Below are 21075 nucleotides of genomic sequence, written 5' to 3'. Positions count from 1 at the left end.
GCGCGAGAAATCCCGCGCCGGGTTGCGGGTGTTATAGCCGCAGAAGACCACGAGTCAAGAAAAAGCAGCCCGAAAAAGGGCCTTTTCTGAGCCATTTGGCTCGATTTTCCGGCGTTTTGGGCCTCCGCGAGCGCTGCGGCAACCCGCCCCCGAAACAATCCGGTTCCCCGGTCGTTATACCTCGCAACAGTTAAGGGGCTTCCGGATATGGCTGAAGACACGCTGACGATCGCCGGCATTGGTAAACATGGGGCGGCGCGCCTGCCGTCCGTGGACATCGACAGCTACAACATTGAGCTCAAGGATGAGGACGGATTTCTGGGCGACCGCGCCAGCAAGGGCGCTTTTCAGGATATTCTCGACAAATGGCGCAAGCCCCTGAAGAAAAACGGTGACGACCCGCTGGGCGCCAAATCCACCGAAGACATTAGCAAGAAAAAGCTCGACGACATTCTGTTCGGCGAGGATGTCGAAGCCTCGGCGCTGATCCACAGCGCCATTGAGGAGTTTGCCCAGGAACTGGCCTATGTCACGGGGCGCTTCCTCAAAACCAAGGCATGGGGCAAGACGGAAGCGATCATTGTCGGTGGCGGCTTCCGGCAGAGCCGGATCGGCGAATTGGCGATCGCGCGGGCGGACATCATTCTCAAGGCGGAAGGTGCGAAGGTCAGCCTGATTCCGATTCGCTTCCATCCCGATGAAGCGGCGCTGATCGGTTGTGCGCATCTGGCACCGTCATGGATTTTCGAGGGTCACGACAGCCTTCTCGCGGTCGATATTGGCGGCACCAACATCCGTTGCGGCGTGGTTGAAACCCGCCAGAAGAAGGCACCGGATCTGTCGAAAGCCTCGGTCTGGAAATCCGAACTCTGGCGTCATGCCGATGATGAGCCGACCCGAGAGGGAGCGGTGAAAAAGCTGGCCGGAATGCTGAAAGGGCTGCTGAAACAGGCAGAGAATGAGGGCCTGAAACTGGCGCCTTTTATCGGCGTCTCGTGTCCCGGTGCGATCGATGCCGACGGGTCGATCGAAAAGGGCGCGCAGAATCTGCCGGGGAACTGGGAAAGCAGCAAGTTCAATCTGCCCGCTAGCCTGATCGACCTGATCCCCAGCATCGGCGATCACGACACCGCTGTCCTGATGCACAACGACGGCGTGGTGCAGGGCTTGAGCGAAATTCCCTTTATGCAGGATTATATGCGCTGGGGAATCCTCACCATCGGCACCGGTCTCGGCAATGCCCGCTTCACCATGCGCAACCCGAGAGAGAAGAAGAAAGGCTGAGATGGGGACGGCGTTGTTTAGAAAAGAGGGCTGAGGCGGCAAGATTGCCCTCGCGGCCGGTGGCGTTAATCGGGCAAGACCGAAGATCCGCCCTGCGGGCATGACTGCCCGTCATTCTCAGGCCTGAAAAGACCGACAGCGCCTTGTCTGGACGGGCATCCTCGCATAGAACTCGGCCCGCGACCCGGCGGAAACCGCCGTTTTGGTACCTGGAGAGGTGGCAGAGTGGTCGAATGCACCGCACTCGAAATGCGGCATAGGTGCAAGCCTATCGGGGGTTCGAATCCCTCCCTCTCCGCCAAAATTCCCTGAACGCCAGAACTCCCGGCTTTGCGACTCAAGGTCCCCCGCCTGCGCGCGGATGCATAGGGCGAGTGTCGCACGGTGCATCCGGCGGCAGCTGGCGTCAGTTCGGATCGGCAAAAACTTCAACGGGAAGGTTTGTCGTCTTGCGGTGAAGCTCCTGAATGGGAAGCGCGGCTATCGCCGCCCTTGCAGCCGGCGCCGCGTTCGATGACGGAAAATCCATGGTCGCGGTATCGAAAGTGGCTTCGCCTTTGGCGTGCGGGTTGTTCGCGTTGAGAATGATCAGGCCGCCGGCCAGTAATCCATAAGCGCAAAATGCGCCAACGATGAAGACGAAGCGGCGGGTGCTGTAGCTGAGCCTGTTTTTCATGGCAGCCTCCTATTGGCTGCCATGAACCCTTCAACAAGGGTGCGAATCTGTCTGTGACCTGACCCACAGATCGCAAAATTCCATCATCTCGCCGCGGCAGAAACTGCGCGGCGAATGTGAGCGAGCTCACATTCGACAGCCACCCCGAGCGGCTATTTTTCAAGAGCGAGAGGCAATCGAGCTCTATCGGAGCGCCGCGCGCCGATATCCCCCAAGGTGTTGGCGTCATTGAAGATTTGCAGAGTGTACGCCGATGTTTTTGCCCTCCGGAAACCGTGCCATCTGCTTCTCACGGATCAATCTCTAAGTGTTGGTCGTCCTCTGGTGGAGATGATATCTTGCTGTCGACTGCGCAGACCAATCGATTGCCGATCCAGATTTTTAGCGCGTTCATTGCCAGCGATAATTGCGGGATGTCGTCATGAGCACGCACGTTCCTGATTCAATGATCGAAGGTCCACATCGCCATTCCTCTGCGGCTCCTCGCCGCGAAAGGCGGGCGACCGATGGCGGCGTACTGACCCGATTGTTGCAAAGAATCTCGCTTGCCCGGCAAAGGGCGAGCTACCGGTTCAGCTCCTACATCTTTTGCCATCTCTGGCTTCTCAAGCTTGTCTTCACGCTGCTGCGCCGTGTGCGTCCGATTTCGATCTTCGGCAAGCTCGTCGTTCTCACCAAGATGAGCGATGTTCGAGAGGTTCTCGGGCGCTTCGATGACTTCACACTGGGCGAGGTGATCGATCCGGGGATGCCGTGGGGTCCGTTTCTGATGACGGTTGACTGGCGCGAGCAACACGCGCGCGAGCGGGGGTTGCTTCAGAGTGTGGTCAGGCGGGAGATCGATCCGCAGACAATCAGGAAAGTGGTCGCTGAAGAATGCCGCGAGCGGATAACCGCTGCCAATAACGGCCGGATCGACATGGTCGCCGAGCTTGCGGAGCCCGCGGTCATTCGCATTGCCGCCGACTATTTCGGCGTTGCTCCGCTGAAAAACGACAAGCGCCGCATGGCGCGCGCCACGCGTAACCTGGCCGGGATTATCATGGTCAATCCTCCGGTCGGTTCAAATCCGTGGATCGAATCGCGCGACGATATGGCTGCCCTGACGCAGCAGCTGCTGGAGCAGATTGCGGTTGTCAGGTCGGCAATCAGCGCGTCACGCCAAGGCGAACTTCCCGACAATCTGCTGACGCGCCTGACGGCGCTGCTGCATGCCGGCGGCACGCCAAAGTGGTTCGATGAAGACTGGATACGGCGATACCTGACCGGTCTGGTTGCGACCGGTCTTGCAACGGTGGTTCGCGGGACCTCGCAGATGGTCGATCAGCTCGTGGCCCGGCCCGATGCCTTGCGGCAAGCGCAGAAGCTGGCCATCGCGCTCGATCATGCGGAAGCGGAAGAACAGCGCCTCGCGAGCGGAGCATCGGACAGTGATCGGCGTTTCGCGGCGGAGCGTGTGGCGAAGTCCCGCGAGGCGCTGACACACTACATTTATGAGGCGCTCCGGTTCCGGCCGATGCTGCCCCTGCTCGTGCGCGATTGTCCACGCGAAACAATCGTCGCAAACGGAACCAGGCGCGTGCGCATCGTGCCGGCGGGCGCACGCGTTCTGGCGGCGCCACTGGCCGCCATGTTCGATCCCGATGCATTTTCAGACCCGTCGCGGTTCGATCCGCAGCGGCCGCTGAAGAATTACATTCATTTTGGCGACGGCGAGCGCCGCTGCTTCGGCAGATACGTTGCCGAGAGCGCTCTCATGGAGATGGCGCGGGCATTGCTCCGTCTGCCCGGCCTCGCGCGCGCGCCCGGTTCCGATGGCCAGATCCGCTACGAAGGGCCGGCGCCATACTCATTCGTCCTCACATTCAACACGCAAACCACCGGGGCGCAGAAACGGTGAGCCCGAACTACACAACGATCATCACGCCGCTCGACCCCGGCCGCGTGGACGCGTGCCGTCAGCATCTGCGCGACAACGCCGAGCCGCGCCTTTCCGGCGACCTGATGGAGTGCAGACCGTTGTTCCGGTTCGACAAGATCGCAAGCCTGCACTTCTGCAGTTTTGTCATCCTCGATGCCGACGGCGAATTCGCTCCCAGCCTCGTATTCGAGGCGACCTTCGACGGGTCCAGAGAGGACTTTCTGAATGAGTTGCTGAAGATCGCGCCGCAAGGCATGCATGAGACCTATCGGCATTGTTCGGACTATCCGGTTTCCGGGCTCGCCGCGCCTCTCCTGATTGCAGAATATCTTGTGAACCATGATGTCGGCGCGAACACTTTCTTTAGCGGCAGTCCGGGTCGCACGGTGGCGCAAATTCAGGGCGAGAGTCTTCTCCGTCGCGATATTGTCACGTTCCTTTCAAAACGATGCCGGCCGGGTGATGCCATCCCCGCGCGCTCGGTGGGACTTCTCGACGAGGTGCGACGCCATGTCATTCGCGGGCAGGACGACAATCGCTGGGCCGAACAAATTGCGCCGACGCCTTGGGAGATACGGCAGCGTCCGCTGATCGTTGCTGCCGCCGTCATTGCGGCATTGGTTGTGGTCTGCGCGACCGGCATCGCTGTAGGTGCGCTGTTCTCCTGGGGGCCGTTTGTGCTGCACGGCCATATCGTTCGGGCGTTCGAGCATGTGAGCCGCATCGGGGCAAGCATCGGCAACTTTATGGTGTCGTGGTTCCCGTGGATTGCCAGCCACATCACGATCGAGCCCGCGATCCTTCATACCCTGATTGCGTTGACTGGCGTGTGGCTGATCGTCCGCATCTTTGAGCTCTTCCTGACCAGTTGGACCAGGAATCCTCACGATCAGCTCTTTATCAACCGCTTTCCGTTGCAGATCGCGGTGATCGTCAGATACGCGCTGATCGTCTTTCTTGCTGGCTCTGTTGTGCTGGCCGTCATTTCGGGAATGACCGCGGTTCGATCTGGCGGCGCAGTGCAGCCCGGTCTCTGGGCGGCGATTGGCCGTCTCGTCATTGTCGTGTTGCTCCTGGCGGTTCTGAACTACTGGGCAACATCCCTGAAGCTTGCCGTTCAGCTTCGGCCATATGATGCCGTTCGTGAGAATGTCCGGCGGCTGCTGCTTGATCTGGACAGATTCGCGATGGTTATCGTGATCGCGGTTGGCGTTCTGCTCATCGCGCGTCACCTGCCGTTTGCCGTCAGCGAGCAGATCGCGACAATCGCGCGGTCGATCGTTTTTGCCGTGCTTGTCACCGTGGCTTACGGCCTCATCGGCATCCTGGCCTATTATGTCATTGGGCTTTTTATCTTCGGGCTCATACGAACGCTTGAGATCAGGGATAGGCGCAATTTTTCCGAGCCGGCCGGACTCATCGCGCGTGCCCGGGAGAACGCCCGGAAGTATGTCCGCGAGGAAGGTGGTATCAACCGGTATCAGAATCATCTGGCCAGCATCACGTCTGTGAAGCCGGGCTTCATTCGATGCTGGCTGCTGCGCCTCGCGCTGTTTGCCATCAATCTGCTGTCGCGTTTCTGGTTCAATCGCGGCGAGCTCGGCGGCATACCGACGATCCTGTCGGCACGGTGGGTGATGATTGACGGCGGCAAGCGGCTCCTGTTTCTCGATAATTATGGCGGAGCGTGGGAAAGCTATCTCAACGAGTTCATCGATCTGGCGGCGGTCAAGGGCCTCAATGCCATCTGGTCGAACACGTTTGTCACAGCGGACGGAAAATCCTACGGGTTCCCCGCGTCGAAATTTCTCTTCTGGAGAGGCGCGCAAGCCGAGCAGCCTTTCAAGGCCTATGTCCGTCAAAGCCAGGTTGAGACGATTGCCTGGTACAGCGCGTATCCCACGCTCAGTGTCATCAATGTCAATGCCAACACCGAGCTGAGACAATCGCTGTTCAAGCCGCTGAACTACAGCGAGACCGACACGATATTCCGGAGCCTCTGATATGGGTCGCTGCCATGGAGAAGGTTGAATGGGATGACGTTCAGAGGCTGGTGCTGAGCGGTTATCCGAAACTGCCGTTTTCCGCTTACGTCTTCTGGCACTTCGTGCCGGGCGAGATTGGAGTCGCGAAGAAATGGCTCCGGCGGCTGTCAGATCGGCTCACGCGCGCGACGGCGAGCGGAGGTCAACAGGCGATCAACCTTGCGCTGACGGCGCATGGCCTGGAGCATCTTCGCGTCAGTGAGAAGGTGCTGAATGACTTCTCTCTCGAGTTTCTCGAAGGGATGGCCCCGAAGCCGACTGCGGAAACGAAGTTTCCACGCCGGTCGAATGTTCTCGGAGATACAGGCGACAGTTCGCCTGAATTTTGGGAATGGGGCGGCTGGAAAGAGAGTCAGAGCATCGACGGAATGCTGTTGCTCTACGCGGCCGACGAAACGAAGCTGCGATCGTTCGTCGATGCCGAGATCGAGGCCATGGGGGACGTTGCTGCGCCGGCAGTGCGGCGGAATGGCAAGCCGCTGATCATCGGCGGCCGGATCTACGACGATCGCAAGGAGCACTTTGGATTTACAGACGGCATTTCACAGCCGCTGATTGAGGGCTCTCCGAGGACGACAAGAAACGGAAGGAAGCGAACCAGCGATAACGACCACAACAAAAGGCTGACTCCGGAGGAGAGGCGGATTCTTCTCGTCAAGCCCGGTGAATTCGTCCTTGGTTACAAGAACGAGCGCCGCTCCAGCATCTTCGACGTTTCCGGTGTGAAGGCTGAAGGGAGCGTAGACATTCGGCATAACGGAACATACCTCGTGTTCCGGCAGCTGGAGCAGGACGTGCCGGCTTTCAATGAGTTCGTCGCGAAGACGGCTGAGCGCGTTTATGGGCGAACCGATGAGCCGGCGCAGGAAATGATTGCCTCGCAGCTTGTCGGGCGAACGCGCCAGGGCCATCCCTTGGTTCCGATCGAGCGGCGGGCGGGTGCGTCGCCGCGCAATGATTTTCTCTACCACTTCGAAGATCGCTTCGGGATGGCATGCCCGATCGGCGCTCACATCCGCCGCGCGAATCCGCGAGACACGATCGGTCCGGATGCAGATACAGCCCTGCGACTTTCAAAGATGCATCGTATCATCAGGCGCGGCAGGCCCTATGGAGAAAGACTTTCCGAAGACGGTGCAAACGGGGAGGCGGCGCGTGGAATGTCATTCATCGCCCTCAACGCGGATATTGCCGGGCAATTCGAGATGATCCAGCATTCATGGCTTAACAACACGCACTTCGGTGGTCTTTACGCCGGTACAGATCCGCTTGGACATTTCAGTTGCCCCGGGGACGTAGCCAGCATTCAGGATCGGCCGAACAACCACCATATCGATCGTTCGCGCCCGTTCGTCCGGGTCCGCGGTGGCGCCTACTTTTTCCTGCCGGGGATTGAAGCCGTTCGCGCGCTGGCAAGGTAGATTCAGCCGAAGCAGGCCGGAGAGTGCGAAGCGTTCTATCTGTCCGCGATGCTGGGCTCTTTGTTTCGATCGGCTGTGTTCTCCATCGCATGGCGACAGGCAGCCATCATGGCTTTCATGCCGCATTTTTCTGCGAACATGAGCGCACGCTTGAAGTAGGTGTTTGCCAAGGTGCGATTCTGCGGATTGCCGGCGCGCGCGATTTCACCGAGCAGATGTGTCGCATAGGCCTGCTGCGGCGGTTCTCCGCGCTGTTCTGCAAGCGCCAGGGCGCGCTCGGCTGCAGCCTGCGCCTCCGCAAGACGGCCCGCAGCGAGCAGGGCCCGGCCTTGTGCGATGAAAAGATAGCGCCAGCCGAACGAATGCTCCGCCAGCGGCACGTCGAGCCGTTCAGGGATCGACAGGATATTGAGGGCGGTCTCGATGTCGCCCGTTGCAAGATGAGCCTCACCCATGCGGGCTGCGAACACCGGATACATCTGGACCATTTCGAGATCGAGACAGGTCTGCCAGCTTTCGCGCAATAGGGGGAGCGCCTCGGCATGCCGTCCCTGAGATGTTCGCAACCGGCCGAGCACATGATTAATGTTGGCACGAGAATAGGCGTGATCCAGGATTTCGGCGCGCCTGCTGGCGTCCTCCGCCACACTTTCCGCGCGGGGAAGGTCGCCAAGTTCAATCAGGGAATCCGCCATGAAGGTTCGCAGAAGGACACTGGGATAGGCAGCCCAGCCGGCGCGCTTCTGGTCAAGCTCGGGGGTTTCGATCGCAATGCATTTCTCGTGCATCTCGATTGATGTGGCGAAATTGCCGAGTTCGTGATGAACAATGCCGACAATGAGAAGTGAAGCAAACTGGAGCGATGGATCGCCGATCTTGTCCGCGATGCGGCTTGCCATTTCGGCGGCCGCCATCGCGGGCGCGTGCTCTCCGAGTCGCCACAACGCTACGGCAAGCTGACAGTTGACCGCGGTTGTGCGCAGGGGGTCTCCCGAAGCGTCGGCCAGACGGCTCGCCTCGCGCAAGACGTCTGCGATCTGGCGATGCTTGCCGAGCGGTTCGAGCGCAATCACCAGCGTCAGGCGGAAATCGATTTCGGCTTTGATCTTGGCGGAAGAGTCCGCCAGATGTGACAGGGTTTCCAGGCCGCGCTCGTAGATGCTGATAGCGTCCTGATTGGCACCGCGTTTGACGGCGCGCCGGCAACTGCGCAGCTGATAAGGGACGGCCTTTTCCCAAAGCTCGGCTTTGAACGCATGGTCGGCAAGCCGATCGATGTACTCGTCAAGGCGATCGGGAAATCGCGTTTCAATGATGTCGATGGCTTTGGCGTGAAGCGAGCGTCGAAGGCCCAGCAGCATCGTGCCATATACAACTTCACGTGTGAGTTCGTGTTTGAATGAATAATCGGCCGACGTGGTGCTTCTGATCTTCCGGAGAAAATCGGCAGCCTCCAGCGTTCGAAGTTCGCCGGAAATTTCTGCAGGGGTGACGTCCAGCATTTCCGAGAGCAGGGCGACGGAAATCTCCATGCCGATGACGGCTGACGTCTGGAGCAGCGACTTTGGAAATCCGTCCAGAAGGTCAATGCGGGCCGCGAGCACCGAATGAATGGTTTGTGGAATTTCCGCGCGGCCGCTCCGTTTGACGGCCTGATAGTTGCCCGGCTGACCCCGAAGAAATCCCGTTTCCTTGAGCGTCTGGACCAGTTCTTCCATGAACAGCGGGTTACCCTGGGACTGCGCCAGTATTCTCCGCTTTAACGGGCTGAGGCTGCTGTCGTCTCCCATCAGCCAGTCCATCAGCTGGTGAGAAGTTTCGTCGTCAAGCGGTGACAGGTCGAGGCAGGTCGTGCCGCGATCCAGCGATCCGCCCTCGGGACGCTGCGTTCCGATAAGGAGGGCCCGTGTCCCGTCCAGCGCCCCGGCCAGATTTTGCAGGATGAGCTTCGTCTCGGCGTCGGCCCAGTGAAGATCTTCGACCAGAATGACAGAGGGATTCGACCGCGTGTAGTGAATAACCAGCGATCTGACGGCTTCCATGGTCTTGAGCCGCCGCTCGGACGGCTCCAGTTTCTTCCACTCTTCATCGTCTGCGTTGAGATCCAGCAACGAGAGAATAGGAGGGAGAAAACCCGACAGATTGTTGCCCAGCCGTCCAATGCCTTCCCTGACGCGGCCAATGACGGTCTCGGGACTGTCATCGATGCCAACCCCGAACATCGCTCTGATCAACAGGCCGATGGGGTAATAGCTTGAACTCGTTCGCTGCGAGGGGCAGGCGGTCTCAAGAACGGTCCATTCGTCGGAAACATTCCGGATAAAATCGTGTATCAGACGGGACTTTCCCAGTCCGGCTGCGCCAACAATGCTCACCGACTGTCCATTTCCGGCTGCGGCACTCTCAAGCGCGCCTCTCAGGCTGCGCAGCTCGTTCTGGCGGCCCACGAGAACGCTGAGACCGCGTGCAGACCGGACCTGCCATCGTGTTCTGATCCGTATGGCCGTGAGTTCGAAAACTTCAACCGCTTCGGAGACGCCTTTTACATCCACAAATCCCTGCGGCTGAACCGTTACAAAGCCCTTCGCAAGGTCATGGGTCGCCGCGGTCAGCAGAATCTTGCCTGGTGCAGCAAGCTCTTCCATTCGTGCAGCCAGATGGACGCTCTTTCCGACTGCGTCATAGTTCATCGCCAGGTTGTTGCCGATCGAATGGATGACGACTTCACCGGAATTCATGCCGATACGGATGGCGATATCCCGTCCGGTCCTTTGATTGAGTTCGCCGACGGCGGTCCGCATCGCGAGCGCCGCGCTGCACGCCTGCACGGCGTGGTCTTCCCGCGCGATTGGAGCGCCGAACAGCGCCATGATCCCGTCGCCGAGTGTCTGGTTCACGAAGCCATCGTGATGGTGGACTGCATCCATCAAGGTTTTAAGGACGGGGCCGAGAACCTGTAGCGCCTCCTCGGGATCGAGATGATCGATCAGGGCCGTTGAATCGCGGACATCTGCAAAAACGACCGTGACGTGCTTGCGCTCACCGAGCATCGCTCCGCCCGAGCGCAGGATGCGATCGGCAAGGTCTGTGGGTATGTTCGATTGCAGGAAGGAAAGCGCGTGCGACGCCGTGTCGCTGGAGCGGGCTTTTGGGCGTCCACAGCCGCCGCAAAACCGGGCTGTCGGTTCCATAACGAAACCGCAGTAGCTACAGCGATGATCCGTGCCGCCGATCAAGCCACGCTGCCCTGTAATCATGGCAGCCCCGCAGTTTTTGAGCCCACGCTAGGTTTAAGGGTTCCTTCGGCAATAGCAAGATGAACCCGCCCCTTGGCTGGTTTCGGACGCCCAAAAAATGGGCCGGAGGCCAAGGGGATACCGCGATTGTGGTATAGAGGGCGTAGCTTCGAAGCTGCATTTGGTTGAAATTTCAACGAAGCTTGCATTGCTCCATTTCGGCGACCGCGAGGTTCGCCGAACGGAAGAAATTTATTCATTTTGTAACCAGGCCATACGCCGATGCTTCAGGACGACGACACGCCAGCAACAGCCCGATCCGCCGCCGACAAGACGAGGGTCCTGCGCAACCATCCGCTGTTTCGCGACCTCGGCACTGAGGCGCTGGATCAACTGTGCCACTATGCCAAAAAGAGAACGTTCAAACGTGGCGCGACAATTTTTGCAAAAGGGGATCGTGGCCAAAGTCTCTTTTTCATTATCAGCGGCACGGTGAAAATCGGCGTCTCGTCCGCCGACGGCCGCGGCGCCATTTTCAATATGGTTGATGCAGGGGAGATGTTTGGGGAGATCGCGGTTCTCGATGGTCTTGCCAGGACCGCCGATGCGATTGCGAACGCGGACTGCGAGTTGTTTGTCATTGATCGGAGGGACTTTCTGGCCTTGCTGGCCAGCCAGCCGGTGCTGGCAACAAAGGTGATAGAACTGCTCTGTGTCCGCTTGCGCTGGATCAGCGAGCATGTGGAGCAAGTCATATTTCCCGACCTGTCAGGCAGGCTCGCCAAGGCGCTCATCCGGCTGATCGACAGGCCGGGCGCTGCGCTGGACAGAAAAATCACCATCACGCAGCAAGAAATTGGCGAGATGCTCGGTATGTCGAGAGAAAGCGTCAACAAGCAACTGCACGAATGGGCTGACCGGAAGCTGGTCCGCCTTCAGCGGGGATCGATCACCGTTATCGACGTCGATTCGTTGAAGGGTATGGCGGAACGGTCGCAGGATTGACGCGCTGGAGCTTAGGACAGGCGTCAACGAGAAGAGGCTGGATCGGTCAGCGATCGGCCATCATAGACTTCGTGTTTTCTGGGCGTGACCCAGTGGGCATGCCTTGCGGGCAGCAGCCGGGGTCTGTTGCGCCTGTTCGACTTGCGAGGATGCCTTTACAGGCGAGGTTGAGCGCGAGCTTACCGCGAATCCGATCAGGGCCATGACCAAGGCGAATTCGAGGGCCAGGACTGAAACAGACCATCTCCAGCATGCCGTCCAGTTCCGTCGACTGCCCAACCCGGAATGGGTCAGTTCTCCTGTCGGGGTGTGCATGGTTGCCTCCTTTAACGAAAGGCAACTCAGTAACCCCAATCCCTGTGGCGGTATGTGAACCAAGTCACAGATTGCCGCTCACCAGCGTCGACCCATGGGCGCTTGCACTTTCCGTCGCCGCGGCGGTTGCGATATTCCGCTTCAATGCCGGTCTGTTGCAGACCCTTGCCGCCTGCGCGGCGGCAGGCGTTGCGCTTCACTTCGCCGGGGTGCTTGGATAAACCCGGCAAAGAAGGCCTCGATTATTTCCGCTGCCGCGCGCTTTCGAGCAGCGTCATGCAGGCTTCTAGACAGGCCGCAGCAATCGTCCGGCCCAAGGGGCTCGGCTTCTTGTTCAGGAGCCGATGCATCACCACGCCGTGCAGCATCATCATGACAGGATACGCGACGTTCGCGGCCCTGCTTTCATCCACGCCGGCGCGCACGAGATGGGCGGTGTATCGTTTGATCTCTGCCCCCTGCGCATCTGTTGTGACACGCTCCATCCAGCCGCGCCCGTAGAGCAATTCATAATCGCGAGGGTGGCTGGTGCCGAATTCGAGATGTCGCACGCACGCGTCCCGGAAGTCGCGCGATTTTGCGAGATAGGCCGAGAAGCGCTGAAAGGCGAGCGTGCGCAATGCCTTCAGCAGCGCCTCCCGGTCGGCGAAATGGCTATAGACCGTCGGCGTCGTGGTCGCCGCTTTCGCCGCCACGCCGCGGATCGTTACCGCTTCCTCGCCGCCTGACTGCCACAGGGCGTCGGCGGCCCTCAAGATTTTGTGAGGTAGCTCCGGATCGGCGGTTCGTGGCATCGGGTCCTATTGCTTTTACATTGTATAAGTTATACGTCGTTTAAATAATAACCCATCCCCAGGAGCAGGCAAATGGCCCTTCCCCCCAAACTGATCGGACCCACGATCTCCCTGATCACCGGCCTGATCACCTCGACCAGCATGTCGTTCATCGGTCTCGCCTTGAACTATGGCTTCCAGCCCGATTTCGCGTTCCGTTGGCTGAAGGCCGCGGCAACGAGCTACGTCGCAATCGTACCGATGTTGATGATCCTCATCCCACCGATCCAGCGCTTCGTCATGCGGCAGGCCGGAGTGCCGACGCGCTAACGTATCGCCCCAGTTCGCATTTTTGAACGTAATCCAAGGTCAGCATCATGACGACGAAATACAAACTCAACAAACCAATCCTCGTGACCGGCGCAGCCGGCGCCATAGGCGGCGTCGGCCGCAACGTCACCGAATTCCTGCTCGCAAAGGGGCACAAGGTGCGCGCCCTGGTTCGCCGTGAGGACGAGCGCGCCGACGTCCTGCGGCGGCTCGGTGCAGAGGTCGTAAAAGGCGACCTGACAAACCTCGACTCGATGCACCGCGCCATCGAAGGTTGCGGGCGGATCTATTTCGGAATGTCTGTCTCGGCGGCCTACCTGGAAGCCACGATCAACACCGCTGCGGTGGCGCGCCACCACGGCGTCGAGGCTTTCGTGAACATGTCGCAGATGACGGTCTCGCAAATGAGTATCAACGAGAGCACCGAGAGCCCTCAGCACAAGCTGCATTGGCTCGCGGAGCAGGCTCTGTCCTGGTCGGGACTGCCGGTTGTCACGGTGCGGCCGACAGTCTTTTTCGAAGGCTTCTTTCTTGTCCTTGCCGGCGTTAGCGTGCGGACCTCGGACGCATTGATGCTGCCGATGGGAGGCGGCAAGATTTCGCCGATCTCTGCAGTCGATGTGGCAAGCGCGGTGGCAGCAATCCTCGACGACCCCGCACCGCATATCGGACAGATCTACGATCTGACAGGGCCGGAATCGGCCGATCTGGACCATTATGCGCGCATTTTTTCAGAGGCGCTCGGCAGGCCTATCCGATATCGCGACGTCCCGCTCCCGGCGTGGAGCGAAGGTCTTCGGCAGGCGCGGTTTCCTGAGCACGTCGTCAGCCATCTTTCGGCGATGGTCGAGTTGACCCGGCAGGGACGTTACGATCGCATGACGGACACCATGCGCAAGCTCACCGGCAAGCCACCGACGAGCATGCGCGACTTCGTGAAGCTCCATGCGGCTGAGTTCAAACCGCGGGAACCTGCGCATTCGTGAAACTCTCAGCGAGCGTGGCGCCTTACCTGACGGGCTTCCTGGACGAGCCCGTCAGTGATGCGCGAGATGGATGATCGCAAGCGTCAAGTTTTACGCGCCCTTGCGGTGTTTCTTTTTCTTCGGCTTTTTGTTGAACGTCGGCCTCTCGACATCGGGCCAATCCTGGCGGTCGGCTTTCTTGCCAGGCTTCGGGCCTTTGCCGCGCGGAGGCGGACTCTCGAACCGGCGGGCATCGTCCCGCTGAGGTTTTCCGCTGTGCCTGGGTTTGTCGTAGCGGGGTCTGTCCTCAAAGCGCGGCTTGTCGTCGTAACGAGGTTTCGCGTCGTAACGAGGCTCGTCATTACGGCGCGGCTTGGCGCCGAGATCCTTGTCCTTGTGCGGCGGCTTGCGCGGACGTTTTTCAAACGTGCCGCTGTCGCCCTGTGGTCCGTTCGGAAGCGCCTCGATGCGGATATTGTCTTCCTTGTCGGGGCGCTTGATCTTCGCGGCGAATTCATCGGCCGCGGTTGCTGAAATCTCGAATTCGGTGCTGCCGTCGAAGATGCGAATGGCGCCGATGTCCTGTTTGCCGATTCCACCGCGGCGGCAGATCATCGGCAGAAGCCAGCGCGCCTCGGCATTCTTGTTGCGACCGATGGCGGCGCGGAACCACACGCTGCCTTCCGGCATCTCGCCCCGTGATTTCGACTTCGCGCGCGGTGCGCGGTCGTCGCCGCGCGACTCGCGGCTGTCGCGCCTTGCGCCGCGATCCTCGCGCGAGCGCGCCCCGCCTTGGCCGGGATCGAGAATGTCTTCGGGCGAGGGCAGGCGCGAGCGATAGAGCCGCGCCAACGCCGCTGCAATGTCTTCAGCCGAACGCTCGGCGAGCAGTGCGCGCGCCAGAACGAGATCGTCTTCGGTGGTCGCTTCACCAAACAGCGCGTCCTGCAGCATACGCTGCTGGTCGAGCGCGCGGATTTCCTCCACGGTGGGAGAAGTGCCCCATACCGCATCGATGCCCGCCATGTTCAGCAGCAATTCGGCGCGTCGTTTGCGTGCGGGGATCACCAGCATCACGCTGATGCCCTTCTTGCCTGCGCGTCCGGTGCGGCCCGACCGATGCTGCAGCACTTCGGGATCGTTCGGCAGGTCGGCATGAATGACGAGGCCTAAACTGGGCAGGTCGAGGCCGCGCGCCGCAACGTCCGTGGCGACGCAGACCCGCGCGCGTCCGTCGCGCAGGGATTGCAGTGCCTTGGTTCGCTCGTTCTGGGTCAGTTCACCGGACAGCGCGACCACGGAGAAACCGCGCTCAAGCAGCGCGGCCTGCAAATGGTTTACCGCGTTGCGGGTGTTGCAGAACACGATCGCGCTGGGGGACTCGAAAAACCGAAGCACATTGACGACGGCATGTTCGACGTCGCCCGGCGCGATACGGATCGCGCGATATTCAATATCGGCGTGGCCGCCGTCGCCGCCAGCCACTTCGATGCGGAAGGGGTTGTTCTGATATTGCTTGGTGATGGAGAGAATCGTGCGCGGCAGGGTCGCGGAGAACAGCAGCGTCCGCCGTGTGTCCGGCGTGGTCTCGAGGATGAACTCCATGTCCTCGCGAAAGCCGAGATCGAGCATCTCGTCGGCTTCGTCGAGCACGACGGCTTTCAGTTCGGAGACGTCGAGGCGCTTGCGGCGGATGTGATCGCACAGCCGCCCCGGCGTACCGACCACGATATGCGCACCTGCTTCCAGCTCGCGTTTCTCGCGCTGCGGGTCCATGCCGCCGACACAGGAGACGACGCGCGCACCGGCATAGGCGTAAAGCCATTCCAGTTCACGGTGAACCTGCAACGCCAGTTCGCGTGTCGGTGCGACGATCAACGCGAGTGGCGCACTTGCCCGCGGCAGTTGTTCGGCATCGCCCATCATGTCGTTGGCGATCGCGAGCCCGTAGGCGACAGTCTTGCCCGAGCCGGTTTGCGCAGACACCAGAAGGTCGCGGCCAATGGCATCGGCGGCGAGGACGGCGGTCTGAACCGGCGTTGCATCGTTGTAATTGCGCTCGGCCAGGGCGCGGGCGAGCGGGGGACTTGCGGACAGGGATTTCACGTTGAGACCTTGGCTGGCGTTGTCGCCATGAATGAGAAACGCCTCAATGCACGCACGGTGCGCGCATCCGGCAGTTTCAAAGAAATCGATGAATTGGGGGTGCTTTAGGCCAGTTTTGATCAAAGAGCCATCAATAAGTGCGGTGGTTGCCATCAGAATAAGGCCATTCCGCGATCTGGCCACCGTGGCAGGAACTATCAGGCTGCCAGCTACTTGTGCTTCCCGAGAATTCTTAACCGGGAGTTTTAGACATGAAGAGAACCATAATTGCTTTGGCGATGATTTCTGCGAGCGCGCTCATTCCGGCCGCAGCCTCGGCGCAGGGTGTTCCGGGCGGCGTCGAACGCGGGGCTCGCGAGGGCGAACGCGTGGGCGGGCCGGTCGGGGCGATTGTCGGCGGGACCGTTGGTGGTGTTGTCGGCGGCGTGGCCGGCGTTCTCGGCGTCGATCAGCGCCCGCGCTTCCATAGTTACGTGGTCGAGCAGCGTCGCCCATCCTATCGGTATCAGAACGATCTCGCCGTCGGTGTCGTTCTTCCAGAGGAAGGCGTGACCTACTACGACATTCCAGAAGAGTATGGCGTCCGCGATTATCGCTACACGGTGGTGAACGACCGCACGGTGCTGGTCGATCCGCGGACCCGTCGCGTGGTTCAGATCGTCGAGTAAGCTCCCATCTCTCGTAAAAACAGAAAGGCCGCCCCGCAGGGCGGCCTTTATTTTGCAGACGGACTTGTCAGCCCGCCGCAGCAACTGCGCGCTGCGCCATCACCTTGATGAGGTTGGCGCGGTAAGTGGCCGAACCGTGGATGTCTTCCATCAGCCCGTCAGCCGAAATCGTCACGCCGTCGATGGCGCCGGGGGACCAGTTGGCTTTCAGTGCCGCCTCGATGGCAGGGACGCGCATCACGCCGTTTTGCGAAGCGCCGGTGGCGGCAACGCGCACGTCCCCTGCTTTCGTTTTAGCGACGAAGACCCCGGTGAGCGCGAAGCGTGAAGCCGGGTGACGCATTTTTGCGTAGGCCGCTTTCGCCGGAATCGGGAACGAGACCTCGGTGATGATCTCGCCGTCTTCCAGCGCGGTGGTGAACAGGCCCTGGAAGAAATCATCCGCCTTGATGCTGCGCTTGTTGGTTTTCACCGTGGCGTCGAGCGCCACGAGGGCTGCGGGGAAATCCGCCGCCGGATCGTTGTTGGCGATCGAACCGCCGATGGTGCCGCGATAACGCACGGCGGGATCGCCGAGCACCGAGGTCAGATGCACGATGGCGGGGATCGCCTTCTTGGCGTCCGCACTTGAGAGGATGTCGTAGTACGTTGTCGCCGCCTTGATGACGAGCGCATCGGCGGTGGCCGATACGCCTGTCAGTCCCGGAATGCGGGCGAGGTCGATCACATCCGACGGCTGGGCCAGGCGCTGCTTCATCACCGGCAGCAAGGTGTGGCCGCCGGCGAGATACTTCGAATCGGAGCCCTTCTTGAAAAGGGCCACGGCGTCATCGACGCTTGAAGGACGGTGATAGGTTGTCTCGTACATGATGCGTCTCCCCGTCCTTACTCTGCGGCCTGTTGCTGATGGATCGCGTGCCATACCCGCGATGGCGAGGCTGGCATTTCAAGCTTGTTGGTTCCGATGGCGTCGGTGATCGCATTGATCACCGCGGGCGTTGAGCCGATCGCGCCGGCTTCGCCGCATCCCTTGATGCCGAGCGGGTTGCTCGGGCACGGCGTCATTGTGTGCGAGATCTTGAACGAGGGCAGGTCGTCGGCGCGCGGCATGGCGTAGTCCATGAACGATGCCGTCACGAGCTGACCGCTCTTGTCGTAGACCGCGCCTTCGAGCATTGCCTGTCCGACGCCCTGTGCGATGCCGCCGTGAACCTGTCCTTCGACGATCATCGGATTGATCAGGCGCCCAAAGTCATCGGCGGCGACGAAGTTGACGATATCGGTCTTGCCGGTGCCGGGATCGACATCGACCTCGCAGACATAGGCGCCCGCGGGGAAGGTGAAGTTGGTCGGATCGTAGAACGCGGTCTCTTTCAGACCGGGCTCCATGCCATCCGGCAGGTTGTGCGCGGTGTAGGCGGCGAGCGCGACCATCGGCAGCGCGATCGCCTTGTCGGTGCCGGTGACTTTGAATTCACCGTTCTCGATGACAATGTCGTTCTCGGAGGCTTCCAACTGGTGCGCGACGATCTTCTTCGCCTTGGCCTCGACCTTCTCCATCGCCTTCACGATGGCGGACATGCCGACCGCGCCCGAGCGTGAGCCGTAAGTGCCCATGCCGAACTGCACCTTGTCGGTGTCGCCGTGGAGGATGGAGACCTGACCGATCGGAATGCCGAGACGGTCCGCGACCACCTGGGCAAACGTCGTCTCGTGGCCCTGACCATGGCTGTGCGAGCCGGTGAGGATTTCGATGGTGCCGACCGGGTTGACCCGCACCTCGCAGGATTCCCACAGCCCGACGCCAGCGCCAAGGCTGCCGACGGCTTTGGAGGGCGCGATGCCGCAGGCTTCGATGTAACACGAGAAGCCGATGCCGCGCAGCTTGCCTTCCTTCTTCGCCTTCTCCTTGCGTGCAGGGAAGCCGGCATAATCGATGGCTTTCAGCGCGGCGTCGAGCGACGCGTTAAAGTCGCCGGCGTCATAGGCCATGATCACCGGCGTCTGATGCGGGAAGCTGGTGATGAAATTCCTGCGCCGCAGTTCGGCCGGATCGACCTTGAGCTGCCGCGCCGCGGTTTCCATCAACCGTTCCATCACGAAGCTGGCTTCGGGACGGCCCGCGCCGCGATAGGCATCGACCGGCGTGGTGTTGGTGTAGACGCTGACTACCTCGGCATAGATGTTCGGAATGTTGTACTGGCCCGAGAGCAGCGTGGCGTAGAGATAGGTCGGCACCGACGACGAGAACAGCGACATGTAAGCGCCGAGATTGGCGTGGGTTTTCACCCGCAGGCCGATGATCTTGTTGTCCTTGTCGAAGGCCATCTCGGCCTTGGTGATGTGATCGCGTCCGTGTGCGTCGGTCAGGAACGCCTCGGTGCGGTCGGATGTCCATTTTACCGGGCGGCCGGTGCGCTTGGAGGCCCACAGCGCCACCATTTCTTCCGGATAGATGAAGATCTTGGAGCCGAAGCCGCCGCCGACATCAGGCGCGATCACGCGCAGCTTGTTCTCGGCCGCGACATTATAGAACGCCGACAGCACGAGGCGGGCGACGTGCGGATTTTGCGATGTCGTATAGAGCGTGAAATGTTCTTCCGCCGAGTCGTATTCGGCAACCGCCGCTCGCGGCTCCATCGCGTTCGGCACCAACCGGTTGTTGGTGATATCCATGGCCACCACGTTGGCGGCTTTCTTGAACGCATCGTTGGTGGCGGCTTCGTCGCCGATGCTCCAGTCATAGATGACGTTGCCGGGAGCTTCGGGGTGAAGCTGCGGCGCGCCGGATGCGATGGCGGAGCGGATGTCCGCGGCTGCCGGCAGAACTTCGTAATCCACCTCGACGGCCTCGGCCGCGTCGCGCGCCTGATTGCGGGTTTCTGCGATGACGACTGCGACGGCGTTTCCGACGAAGCGTACCGTTTCCTGCGCCATCGCCGGCCATGCACCCATTTTCATAGGCGAGCCGTCCTTGGAATGGATCATCCAGCCGCAGATCAGATTGCCGATCTTGTCATCGACAAGCTGCTGGCCGGTCAACACGTCAACAACACCCGGCATGGCCTTGGCGGCGTCGACATTGATGCTTTTGATCTTCGCGTGGGCGTGCGGGCTGCGGACGAACGACGCGTAAGTCATGCCATGAAGGCGGACGTCGTCGGTGTATTTGCCCTTGCCGGTGATGAAACGCTTGTCTTCCTTGCGCGTGACTCGTGCGCCGATACCTTCAACACTCATAATCCCGACCTTTCCATAAGGGCTGCCTTGGTCGCGCGAGCAGCGCGGGCAGTTGCACATCTGATTATTGAGTCGTCGCGGATCATTCCGCGGCGGCGGCAACCTTCATGCGCCCGGCGGCGTCGAGCACCGACTTGACGATGTTGTGGTATCCGGTGCAGCGGCAGATGTTGCCTTCGAGCTCATGACGAACGGTTTCCTCGTCGAGGCCGCCGGGATGGCGCTGCACGATGTCGATCGCCGACATGATCATGCCCGGCGTGCAGTAGCCGCACTGGAGGCCATGATTGTCGCGGAAAGCGGCCTGCATCGGATGCAGGGTGTCGCCTTTCGAGATGCCTTCGATGGTGGTGACATTGGCGCCATTGGCCTGGCCGACCAGGGTGGTGCAGGACTTCACCGCGCGTCCGTCAATATGGACGATGCAGGCGCCGCACTGGCTGGTGTCGCATCCGACATGTGTGCCGGTGAGACCGAGATGATCGCGCAGCAGATGGACCAGCAGAGTCCGATCCTCGACATCGGCAGAGACCGCCTTGCCGTTGACCGTTAATTTGATTGTAGACACAAGCACCTCCCCAGTGATTTCCAGAAAACGTTTTTTGTAATTGTTCTAATTAACAACCGGCGCGCAAAACTTTGCAACGTCGATTTTCGTCGCGGGTGTCATCGCACGATCATCTGAGCGTGAAGCGCGTCGCGTTCGATGCGCGATGTCTCTCGGTGTTGATCTCGCAGATGCGAAAGGAATTGTCCGGTGATGGCGGACTTGGGATTGCGATGGCATGCCCAATCTCTCACCAGCCTTCAGCGGCTCATCGTCATTTTCCAGATTCAATTTTCAAACAGCAGGCGCGCGTGGGGCCTGCCCCATTCGCGCCAACGAAAGGCGCGCGTCATCGCTCTCGCGCTCTAACAGCGCGAGGTGAGCTTTGGTTTTGCCCCCCTCAGCGCGCGCGAGGCCTGCCTCGTTCGCGCCCTCAAAACGAGGGGCATGGAGCGCCGCAAGGCGCACCTTTGTATCGTTTCGCTTCCGGCATCGCGTGCGAGGCGATGGTCTTCCGAAAGCGCATCGCCTTGCGGCGCTCCA

At 60.5% G+C, this 21075-nt stretch carries 15 protein-coding genes, 1 tRNA gene and 1 pseudogene; 10 read left to right on the top strand and 7 right to left on the bottom strand.

Going from position 1 to position 21075, the window contains the following annotated elements:
* Nucleotides 1-207 precede the first annotated feature (207 nt).
* Entirely contained in the window at nucleotides 208-1284 is a 1077-nt protein-coding gene (locus I554_RS0109590; protein WP_024576655.1) for an ROK family protein, read from the top strand.
* Between the two features lie 211 nt (nucleotides 1285-1495).
* Nucleotides 1496-1585 (top strand) — tRNA-Ser (locus tag I554_RS0109585).
* A 105-nt stretch (nucleotides 1586-1690) separates the two neighbouring features.
* Here the strand turns inward: I554_RS0109585 and I554_RS0109580 are convergent.
* Nucleotides 1691-1960: a hypothetical protein gene (locus I554_RS0109580; RefSeq protein WP_024576654.1), complete on the bottom strand. Its 270-nt coding sequence runs from the start codon at nucleotides 1958-1960 to the stop codon at nucleotides 1691-1693.
* A gap of 421 nt (nucleotides 1961-2381) precedes the next feature.
* Between I554_RS0109580 and I554_RS0109575 the strand changes: the two genes are divergently transcribed.
* The 3 genes from I554_RS0109575 to I554_RS0109565 are packed head-to-tail and all read left to right on the top strand — an operon-like array spanning nucleotide 2382 to nucleotide 7347.
* Nucleotides 2382-3860: a cytochrome P450 gene (locus tag I554_RS0109575; protein WP_024576653.1), complete on the top strand. Its 1479-nt coding sequence runs from the start codon at nucleotides 2382-2384 to the stop codon at nucleotides 3858-3860.
* Entirely contained in the window at nucleotides 3857-5884 is a 2028-nt protein-coding gene (locus I554_RS25970) for a hypothetical protein (RefSeq protein WP_024576652.1), read from the top strand. Before I554_RS0109575 ends, I554_RS25970 begins: the two co-directional genes overlap by 4 nt.
* A 14-nt stretch (nucleotides 5885-5898) precedes the next feature.
* Nucleotides 5899-7347 (top strand): Dyp-type peroxidase domain-containing protein, encoded by a 1449-nt coding sequence (locus I554_RS0109565; RefSeq protein ID WP_024576651.1) that lies wholly within the window; start codon nucleotides 5899-5901, stop codon nucleotides 7345-7347.
* Nucleotides 7348-7382: 35 nt separating this feature from the next.
* Here I554_RS0109565 and I554_RS0109560 read toward each other — a convergent pair whose 3' ends face one another.
* Nucleotides 7383-10538: an adenylate/guanylate cyclase domain-containing protein gene (locus tag I554_RS0109560; protein WP_024576650.1), complete on the bottom strand. Its 3156-nt coding sequence runs from the start codon at nucleotides 10536-10538 to the stop codon at nucleotides 7383-7385.
* A gap of 327 nt (nucleotides 10539-10865) precedes the next feature.
* Here I554_RS0109560 and I554_RS0109555 point away from each other — a divergent pair, with 327 nt between their 5' ends.
* Together I554_RS0109555 and I554_RS26850 are read left to right on the top strand one after the other, a co-directional pair.
* Nucleotides 10866-11588, top strand: coding sequence for a Crp/Fnr family transcriptional regulator (locus tag I554_RS0109555; protein ID WP_024576649.1), 723 nt, complete (start codon nucleotides 10866-10868; stop codon nucleotides 11586-11588).
* A gap of 392 nt (nucleotides 11589-11980) precedes the next feature.
* A pseudogene (locus I554_RS26850) lies at nucleotides 11981-12124 on the top strand (chromate transporter); the annotation flags it as partial.
* A 21-nt stretch (nucleotides 12125-12145) separates the two neighbouring features.
* Here the strand turns inward: I554_RS26850 and I554_RS25965 are convergent.
* Nucleotides 12146-12697 (bottom strand): TetR family transcriptional regulator, encoded by a 552-nt coding sequence (locus I554_RS25965; protein ID WP_081710758.1) that lies wholly within the window; start codon nucleotides 12695-12697, stop codon nucleotides 12146-12148.
* 72 nt (nucleotides 12698-12769) lie between these two features.
* Between I554_RS25965 and I554_RS0109540 the strand changes: the two genes are divergently transcribed.
* Nucleotides 12770-13006 (top strand): DUF2798 domain-containing protein, encoded by a 237-nt coding sequence (locus tag I554_RS0109540; protein WP_024576647.1) that lies wholly within the window; start codon nucleotides 12770-12772, stop codon nucleotides 13004-13006.
* A 47-nt stretch (nucleotides 13007-13053) separates the two neighbouring features.
* The gene (locus I554_RS0109535) at nucleotides 13054-13992 is read left to right on the top strand and encodes an NAD(P)H-binding protein (RefSeq protein WP_024576646.1); all 939 of its coding nucleotides are present in this window, start codon (nucleotides 13054-13056) and stop codon (nucleotides 13990-13992) included.
* Between the two features lie 90 nt (nucleotides 13993-14082).
* On the opposite strand, the gene I554_RS0109530 is transcribed toward I554_RS0109535, so the two are convergent.
* Nucleotides 14083-16077 (bottom strand): DEAD/DEAH box helicase, encoded by a 1995-nt coding sequence (locus tag I554_RS0109530; protein ID WP_024576645.1) that lies wholly within the window; start codon nucleotides 16075-16077, stop codon nucleotides 14083-14085.
* Between the two features lie 251 nt (nucleotides 16078-16328).
* Between I554_RS0109530 and I554_RS0109525 the strand changes: the two genes are divergently transcribed.
* Nucleotides 16329-16745, top strand: coding sequence for a DUF1236 domain-containing protein (locus tag I554_RS0109525; RefSeq protein WP_024576644.1), 417 nt, complete (start codon nucleotides 16329-16331; stop codon nucleotides 16743-16745).
* A gap of 67 nt (nucleotides 16746-16812) precedes the next feature.
* On the opposite strand, the gene I554_RS0109520 is transcribed toward I554_RS0109525, so the two are convergent.
* The 3 genes from I554_RS0109520 to I554_RS0109510 all read right to left on the bottom strand — a co-directional run bounded on the left by I554_RS0109520 (nucleotide 16813) and on the right by I554_RS0109510 (nucleotide 20553).
* The gene (locus tag I554_RS0109520) at nucleotides 16813-17613 is read right to left on the bottom strand and encodes a xanthine dehydrogenase family protein subunit M (protein ID WP_024576643.1); all 801 of its coding nucleotides are present in this window, start codon (nucleotides 17611-17613) and stop codon (nucleotides 16813-16815) included.
* 17 nt (nucleotides 17614-17630) lie between these two features.
* Nucleotides 17631-19985 (bottom strand): xanthine dehydrogenase family protein molybdopterin-binding subunit, encoded by a 2355-nt coding sequence (locus I554_RS0109515; protein WP_024576642.1) that lies wholly within the window; start codon nucleotides 19983-19985, stop codon nucleotides 17631-17633.
* An 82-nt stretch (nucleotides 19986-20067) separates the two neighbouring features.
* Entirely contained in the window at nucleotides 20068-20553 is a 486-nt protein-coding gene (locus tag I554_RS0109510) for a (2Fe-2S)-binding protein (RefSeq protein WP_024576641.1), read from the bottom strand.
* Nucleotides 20554-21075 lie beyond the last annotated feature (522 nt).

Source organism: Afipia sp. OHSU_II-C1 (assembly GCF_000497575.1).
In the GTDB taxonomy this organism is placed as follows: Bacteria; Pseudomonadota; Alphaproteobacteria; order Rhizobiales; family Xanthobacteraceae; genus Afipia.
This window is presented reverse-complemented; position numbering and strand designations above follow the sequence as displayed.

Bases quoted from the DNA above. Each gene is read 5' to 3' on its own strand.
- I554_RS0109515 (WP_024576642.1), bottom strand. From the start codon at position 19,985: ATGAGTGTTGAAGGTATCGGCGCACGAGTCACGCGCAAGGAAGACAAG.
- I554_RS0109535 (WP_024576646.1), top strand. From the start codon at position 13,054: ATGACGACGAAATACAAACTCAACAAACCAATCCTCGTGACCGGCGCA.
- I554_RS25965 (WP_081710758.1), bottom strand. From the start codon at position 12,697: ATGCCACGAACCGCCGATCCGGAGCTACCTCACAAAATCTTGAGGGCC.
- I554_RS0109520 (WP_024576643.1), bottom strand. From the start codon at position 17,613: ATGTACGAGACAACCTATCACCGTCCTTCAAGCGTCGATGACGCCGTG.
- I554_RS0109590 (WP_024576655.1), top strand. From the start codon at position 208: ATGGCTGAAGACACGCTGACGATCGCCGGCATTGGTAAACATGGGGCG.
- I554_RS0109560 (WP_024576650.1), bottom strand. From the start codon at position 10,538: ATGGAACCGACAGCCCGGTTTTGCGGCGGCTGTGGACGCCCAAAAGCC.
- I554_RS0109580 (WP_024576654.1), bottom strand. From the start codon at position 1,960: ATGAAAAACAGGCTCAGCTACAGCACCCGCCGCTTCGTCTTCATCGTT.
- I554_RS0109575 (WP_024576653.1), top strand. From the start codon at position 2,382: ATGAGCACGCACGTTCCTGATTCAATGATCGAAGGTCCACATCGCCAT.
- I554_RS0109525 (WP_024576644.1), top strand. From the start codon at position 16,329: ATGAAGAGAACCATAATTGCTTTGGCGATGATTTCTGCGAGCGCGCTC.
- I554_RS0109555 (WP_024576649.1), top strand. From the start codon at position 10,866: ATGCTTCAGGACGACGACACGCCAGCAACAGCCCGATCCGCCGCCGAC.
- I554_RS0109540 (WP_024576647.1), top strand. From the start codon at position 12,770: ATGGCCCTTCCCCCCAAACTGATCGGACCCACGATCTCCCTGATCACC.
- I554_RS0109565 (WP_024576651.1), top strand. From the start codon at position 5,899: ATGGAGAAGGTTGAATGGGATGACGTTCAGAGGCTGGTGCTGAGCGGT.